Below are 6,921 nucleotides of genomic sequence, written 5' to 3' on the forward strand. Positions count from 1 at the left end.
CGCCGCCGAACGCGCCCGCAAGGCCATCGCGTCCGAACCGTTCGGGGAAGTGGGTTTCCTGACGATCTCTGCCGGAGTCTGCGAGCAAAGCGACGCCGCGGCCGGCTCGCTCCTGGACTGCGCGGACCGGGCCCTGTACGAGGCCAAGAACGGCGGCCGCAGCCGCACGTCCCGCTACGGCCACGCCAGCCCGGCGGTTCAGCCTGCCCCGGCCGGGCAGGCACGGAACAGCCCGGCACAGAACGGGCAGGCACGGAACGGCCAGGCGCGGGACGGCGCTGGCACACTCGGAGCCTAGACGAAAGCGGACTTTCCCGTCACGGCCCGCGCCACGATCAGTGAATTGATTTCGTAGCTGCCCTCATAAGTATAGAGAATCTCGGCGTCTCCGAAGAGCTTGCCCATCTCATAGTCGCTGCTGATGCCGTTGCCGCCCATGAGGGACCGTCCCATCGCCACCGAGGCACGCGCCAGCCGCGTGGTGGTCGCTTTGGCCATGGCGGCCTGGACCATCTCGAGCTTGCCCTCTTCCTGGATGCGCGCCAGCTGGGCCATCAGGGCCAGGGAGGCGGTCGCGTTGCCCAGGATCTCGGCGAGCTGCTGCTGGATGAGCTGAAAGCGGGCGAGTTCCTTGCCGAACTGGCGGCGCTTCAGCGAATAGGCGCGCGCGACGTCGAACGCGGCCAGCTGGATGCCGGCACCCTGCCAGCCCACCCAGGCCCGCGAATCGCGCAGGAGCTCGTTGGCCTTGGAGAAGCTGGTGGCGCCGGGCAGCAGGTTGGCCACCGGGATCCGGACCTCGTCGAGGACGATGTCCGCGTTCTGCATGATGCGCAGGCCGATCTTGTTGGCGATCTTCGTTGCGGTGTAGCCCGGACGGTCCGTCTCCACGATGAAGCCCTTGATGTGCTGGTCAGCGACGTCCCGGGCCCAAACAAGGGCGAAGTCCGCGATGGTGCCGGCGCCGATCCAACGCTTGGCGCCGTTGAGGACCCACTCGTCGCCGTCCAGCCGCGCGGTGGTTTCCAGGCCGCCGGCGATGTCCGAGCCGTGGTCCGGCTCTGTCAGGGCGAACGCCCCGAGCTGGGTGAACGCGGTGAGGCCAGGGAGCCAGCGCGCCTTCTGTTCCTCCGAGCCGAGCTCGTCGATCATGCCGACGATCAGCTCGTTGTGGATCCCGACGAGCGCCGAGAGGGACACGTCGGCGCGCGCCACCTCGACATACATGAGCCCCTTGAAGAGCTTGGACGTGCCGTCCGTCTGCAGCCCGCCCAAACCGTATTTGCCGAGTTCGGCGAGCAGCCCGAAGGGAAACTCCTCGCGGTTCCAGTAGTCGATTGATGCGGCCCGGATCCGGGACTGCAGGAATTCCCGGACCTCCTGGTAGCGGAGCTGCTCGTCCGGCGGCAGCAGTTCCACGATGTACATGAGGTCGGCGTCGGGAAACGGCGGCTCCGCCGCGGCTTCGGGGGCGGCGCCCGCAGTAGCGGATTCAGCTGTGCCTGATCCCGCTCTGTCTTCGGCTCTGTTTTCGGCTCTGTCTTCCGCTGTGTTTTCGGCTGGCGCCGACGGTCCGCTGGCACGTCCTTGTGGCTGCACGGGCACGTATCCCTTCGTCATGCAACGCCTGCAGAGCAGCGCCGCCCTTCCAAACCCTTGGATGTCCTAGTATATTGCACAGTGACGGGGATCACTAGGCAGGCACCTGCCGGGCCGGTGGATCCCAGGCAACGGCGCCGCGCCACCGATCGTCTGGAACGGCAGCGCCAGAGGACTTCGAAAGGTGCACCATGACCGTGACTGAGGAATTCCGGGCCGCGCGGGACCGGCTGCTTGCCCTGCGCGGGGACTACGACGGCGCCCGCAACGAATTCCAGTGGCCCCGCTTCGAGGAGTTCAACTTCGCCCTGGACTGGTTCGACCAGCTCGCCGCGGACCCGGCCAAGGCGGACAAGCCCGCGCTGGTGATCGTTGAACAGGACGGCTCCGCGACCCGGCGCAGCTTCGCGGACCTCTCCCGGCGCTCGTCCCAGGTGGCCAACTGGCTGCGCGGGGCAGGTGTGCGGCGCGGGGACCGGATGATCATCATGCTCGGCAACCAGGTGGAGCTCTGGGAACTGATGCTGGCCGGCATCAAGCTGGGGATCGTCATGATTCCCACCACCACGCTGATGGGACCGGCCGACCTCCAGGACCGGGTGGAGCGCGGCGGTGCGGCCTGGGCCGCCGTCGGCAGTGCCAACATCGCGAAGTTCGCCGACGTCGCCGGCCAGTACATGCTGATTGAGGTCGGCGCCAGCGCCGGGGATTCCGCCGCTGCCCAGGCCAATGCCCTGCAGTACCACGGCGCAGACGCCGCCGCGGCCGCCGCGGATTTCACCCCGGACGCCCCCACCCTGGCCGACGAGACGCTCCTGCTGTACTTCACCTCGGGCACCACGTCCAAGGCCAAACTCGTCGAACACACGCACACCTCCTACCCGGTGGGACACCTGTCCACGATGTTCTGGATCGGCATGGAACCGGGCGACGTGCACCTCAACGTGGCCTCGCCGGGCTGGGCCAAGCATGCCTGGTCCAATGTGTTCACCCCCTGGATCGCAGAGGCGTGCGTGTTCATCTACAACTACGAGCGCTTCGACGCCAGGGCGCTCATGGAGCAGATGGACCGCGAATCCGTGACCAGCTTCTGCGCGCCGCCCACGGTCTGGCGGATGCTGATCCAGGCCGATCTCACACTGCTCAAGAATCCGCCCACCAAGGTGGTGTCCGCCGGCGAACCGCTCAACGCCGAAGTGATCGACCAGGTCCACCGCGCATGGGGGCAAACCATCCGGGACGGCTTCGGCCAGACCGAATCCACCGTGCAGATCGCGAACACGCCGGGCCAGCCGATCAAGATCGGCGCCATGGGCAAGCCGCTGCCCGGCTACGACGTCGTGCTTGTGGACCCCGCCACGGGTGAGGAGGCCGACGACGGCGAGCTCTGCCTGCGCCTCGACCCCCGCCCCGTGGGGCTCATGAAGGCGTACTACGGCGACCCGGACAAGACGGCGGAGGCTTTCCGTGACGGCTACTACCACACGGGGGACATGGCGAGCCGGGACGAGCGCGGCATCATCACGTATGTGGGCCGCGGCGACGACGTCTTCAAGTCCTCCGACTACCGGCTGTCCCCGTTCGAACTGGAGAGCGTGCTGATTGAGCACCCGGCGGTGGCGGAGGCCGCCGTCGTCCCCTCCCCTGACCCGCTCAAGCTGTCAGTGCCGAAGGCCTTTGTGGTCCTGGCGGCCGGCCACCAGCCGGGCCCCGAGCTGGCCGAAGACATCCTGCGGTACTGCCGGGAGCACCTGGCGCCGTTCAAAAGGATCCGCCGGCTGGAGTTTGCCGAGCTCCCCAAGACGATCTCCGGCAAGATCCGGCGCGTGGAGCTGCGGCACAGCGAGGAAGTGCGCCACGGCGGCGGGCCCGTCCCGGAAGGCCTCGGCATCGAGTACTCCGACTCCGATTTCCCCGGGCTCAAGGGGCAGGGCTGACCATGGGAACACCGCTGCCGCGAGATCCGATTGCCGACGCCCGGCTGAACTGGGAGCGCCACGGCTGGTCCGACGTCGCCGCCCCGATGGCCGCCATCACCGCCATCATGCGGACCCAGCAGATCCTGCTCGGCCGGATCGAGGCGGTGCTCAAGCCGTTCGGGCTCACCTTTGCCCGGTACGAGCTGCTCGCGTTGCTCAGCTTCGCCCGCAGCGGGGCGCTGCCCATGAACAAGGCGAGCGCGCTGCTGCAGGTCCACCCCACCTCAGTCACCAACGCTGTGGACCGGCTCCAGGAGGCCGGGCTGGTGATCCGCTCGCCGCACCCCACGGACGGCCGCACCACCCTGATCGAGCTCACCCCGGAAGGCCGCACCCTGGCCAAACGGGCGACGGCGGTGCTGAACTCTGAGGTCTTTGGCCAGTCCGGCTTCGCGGACCAGGACGTGGACCAGCTGATCCGGATCCTGGGCACATTCCGCCGGAACGCCGGTGATTTCAGCGGCTGACGCCCGGGTGCCGGGCACCGGGTGAAGCCCGGTGGCCGCGGCTAAGATCAGAAAGTGAAAAAACAATCCTGCGGTGTCTGCAGTTCGAGCGTTTACTTTGAAAACTCGGTCTGCCTGCACTGCGGAACTAACCTGGCATACCTGCGGAACGCCCGCGCCATAGTCGCAACAGGCAGTCAGGGACAGTACACCGATGAGTCGGGAGCCACTTGGCACCGGTGCGCCAATTCTTTGCTTTCCGGTTGCACTTGGCTTGCCCCGGAGGGCGGCAGCCAATGCTTCAGCTGTGAGCTCACGCGAACTCGACCCAACGACAGCGACGCCAAAGGCCTATCGCAGTTCATTGCGGCTGAGCGGGCCAAGCGTCATCTCATTGCTGAGCTCGACGGGCTGGGCCTGCCGATCATCACGCGCGCAGAAGACCCCGACGGGGGACTTGCCTTCGACCTGTTGTCCAGTGTCAAGGAAAATGTGGTGATCGGTCATGCTGACGGTGTGATCACCATCAATCTGGCCGAAAGCGACGACGCCTATCGAGAACGGATGCGTACCCAACTCGATGAACCATACCGGACGATGCTCGGGCATTTCCGGCATGAAGTGGGGCACTATTTTGAGACGGTGCTGGTATTCAGCGATGACGGACAAACGCGCGAGGCGCGTAATCTCTTTGGCGACGACACCAAGGACTACCAGGCAGAGATAGACCGCCACTACAGCGAAGGCGCCCCGGCGGGCTGGAATGAACGGTTCATCTCAAAGTACGCAACCATGCACCCCTACGAGGACTTTGCGGAGTCGTTCGCCCATTACCTCCACATCTGCGACACCCTCGACACCGCCCGGGAATTCGGACTCATCCCAGGCACTCCCCGGGGGACCTCTTTCCAGGAAGTTGTGGAAACCGAATGGCTGCCGCTCTCCCTTGCCCTGAACTAGGTCAACCGCAGCATGGGGAAAGACGATCTTTACCCCTTCGTCCTTTCCGCCGCAGTTATCGACAAGCTTGAGTTCGTCCACGGGCTGCGCACCTCAGCGACGGCCGCCGGCTAAGGAACGCCCCGCCCGCTGACCCGGCCCGCTGGCAAGGAGGGCGTCCCGGCAGGCCCGCGAAGCAGGGCAGAAGCTATTTTGTGCGGGATCGGACCGGAGTATCGTGGTTCCGGCAGGACGGTCCCGTCCGGCCAGGCAGCAAGCAGTGCTCACAGCGCGTCCATTGGCGATCGCCTAGGAGTGGCCATGACTTCGCCCAGCATCCCCATACCGCAGCCTCCAACGAGGCCGGTGGTCGGCAATTTGCCGGACATCGACTCCAGCAAGGGAATCCTGGGAATAGTCGAGCTGGCCGAGCGGTACGGCCCCATAGTCCGCATCCAGTTCTTCAACCGCAGTATCGTCGCCATCTCTTCCCAGCAGCTCGTCAACGAGGCGTGCGACGAGTCCCGGTTCGGCAAAGTGCTGGGCGTTGCCCTTCGGCAGGTGAGGCAGTTCGCCGGCGACGGCCTGTTCACCGCAGATACACAGGAACCCAACTGGCAAAAGGCACACCGGATCCTGATGCCGGCGTTCGGGCCTGCAGCGCTGAAGCGGATGTTCGCCGGCATGGACGACATCGTCGAGCAGCTGCTGCTCAAGTGGGAGAGGCTGGGCCCCACGGCGCGGATCGACATTCCGGACAGCACCACCCGCCTGACGCTGGACACCATCGCCCTGTGCTCGTTCAACTACCGGTTCAACAGCCTCTACCGGGAGGAGATGCACCCGTTCGTCGGCGCCATGGTCCGCGCCCTGGTTGAATCCGGGGACCGGGCGCGCAGGCTCCCAGTGCAGAACAAGATCATGCTGCGCAGGCGGCACCAGCTCGAGGAAGACCATGCCCTGATGTTCGAGGTCGCCGAACAGATCATCAGCGACCGGCGGCGCAACCCCAGCCCGCCGGGCAGCGAAGACATCCTGGACACCATGCTCAGCGCGGCGGACCCGGTGACCGGTGAGCGTTTATCCGATGAAAACATCCGCTATCAGATGGTCACATTCCTGATTGCCGGGCACGAGACTACCAGCGGCTTGCTGTCCTTTACACTCTACGAACTGCTGCGCCATCCGGGCGTCCTGGCCAAGGCGCGCGCACAAGTGGACGAGGTCCTTGGCACCGAAAGCGCCAGGTTCGAGCACCTGCCCCGGCTGGGGTACCTGGACCAGATCCTTAAGGAAACGCTTCGGCTGTGGCCCACCGCCCCGGCGTTCAACGTGACTCCTTACGAGGACACGACGCTCGGCTGTCCTTTACACTCTACGAACTGCTGCGCCATCCGGGCGTCCTGGCCAAGGCGCGCGCACAAGTGGACGAGGTCCTTGGCACCGAAAGCGCCAGGTTCGAGCACCTGCCCCGGCTGGGGTACCTGGACCAGATCCTTAAGGAAACGCTTCGGCTGTGGCCCACCGCCCCGGCGTTCAACGTGACTCCTTACGAGGACACGACGCTCGGCGGCCGCTACGAAGTCCCCGCGGGCCAGCCCATCATGATCCTGATCCCGCAACTGCATCGGGACAAGGCGGCCTGGGGCGAGGACGCCGGCATCTTTGACCCTGAGCGGTTCTCCCCGGAACGGGCCGCCGAAATCCCTGCCAATGCCTGGAAGCCCTTCGGCAACGGGCAGCGCTCCTGCATCGGCCGGGGATTTGCCCTGCAGGAGGCCATGCTCTTCCTGGCCAAGCTCCTGCAGCGCTTCGAGGTCACGGCGGCGGACCCGGGCTATGAGCTGCAGATCAAACACACGCTGACCATGAAGCCTGAAGGGCTGTTCATCCACGTGCGCAGGCGGGACGTCACCATCGCGGCCAGCCCCCGGGCCGACGTCGAACAGGCACGGCAG

The 6,921-nt window shown here is 66.1% G+C and carries 4 protein-coding genes and 3 pseudogenes; 6 read left to right on the forward strand and 1 reads right to left on the reverse strand.

The features are described from left to right. Positions 1–298: pseudogene (locus tag Y706_RS29385) on the forward strand (hypothetical protein); the annotation flags it as partial. Here Y706_RS29385 and Y706_RS0116375 read toward each other — a convergent pair. Next, the gene (locus Y706_RS0116375; protein WP_028277445.1) at positions 295–1,428 is read right to left on the reverse strand and encodes an acyl-CoA dehydrogenase family protein; all 1,134 of its coding nucleotides are present in this window, start codon (positions 1,426–1,428) and stop codon (positions 295–297) included. The pseudogene Y706_RS29385 and the gene Y706_RS0116375 overlap by 4 nt on opposite strands. A gap of 362 nt (positions 1,429–1,790) precedes the next feature. Between Y706_RS0116375 and Y706_RS0116380 the strand changes: the two genes are divergently transcribed. The 5 genes and pseudogenes from Y706_RS0116380 to Y706_RS29390 all read left to right on the forward strand — a co-directional run. After that, positions 1,791–3,536 (forward strand): AMP-binding protein, encoded by a 1,746-nt coding sequence (locus tag Y706_RS0116380; protein ID WP_028277446.1) that lies wholly within the window; start codon positions 1,791–1,793, stop codon positions 3,534–3,536. Between the two features lie 2 nt (positions 3,537–3,538). Then, complete coding sequence (locus Y706_RS0116385) at positions 3,539–4,045, forward strand: MarR family winged helix-turn-helix transcriptional regulator (RefSeq protein WP_028277447.1); 507 nt, start codon at positions 3,539–3,541, stop codon at positions 4,043–4,045. Positions 4,046–4,099: 54 nt separating this feature from the next. Continuing rightward, a pseudogene (locus Y706_RS25990) lies at positions 4,100–5,098 on the forward strand (putative zinc-binding metallopeptidase). 186 nt (positions 5,099–5,284) lie between these two features. Next, positions 5,285–6,100, forward strand: a pseudogene (locus Y706_RS28310) (cytochrome P450); the annotation flags it as partial. 170 nt (positions 6,101–6,270) lie between these two features. After that, on the forward strand, positions 6,271–6,921 hold a 651-nt coding region (locus Y706_RS29390; RefSeq protein WP_162159083.1), incomplete at its 3' end, for a cytochrome P450.

This window comes from Arthrobacter sp. I3 (assembly GCF_000520575.1).
Lineage (GTDB): Bacteria > Actinomycetota > Actinomycetes > Actinomycetales > Micrococcaceae > Arthrobacter > Arthrobacter humicola_A.

What these genes read in the sequence shown, in the direction of transcription:
- Y706_RS0116385 (WP_028277447.1), top strand. Translation starts at nt 3,539, where the DNA reads ATGGGAACACCGCTGCCGCGAGATCCGATTGCCGACGCCCGGCTGAAC.
- Y706_RS0116380 (WP_028277446.1), top strand. Translation starts at nt 1,791, where the DNA reads ATGACCGTGACTGAGGAATTCCGGGCCGCGCGGGACCGGCTGCTTGCC.
- Y706_RS0116375 (WP_028277445.1), bottom strand. Translation starts at nt 1,428, where the DNA reads ATGTACATCGTGGAACTGCTGCCGCCGGACGAGCAGCTCCGCTACCAG.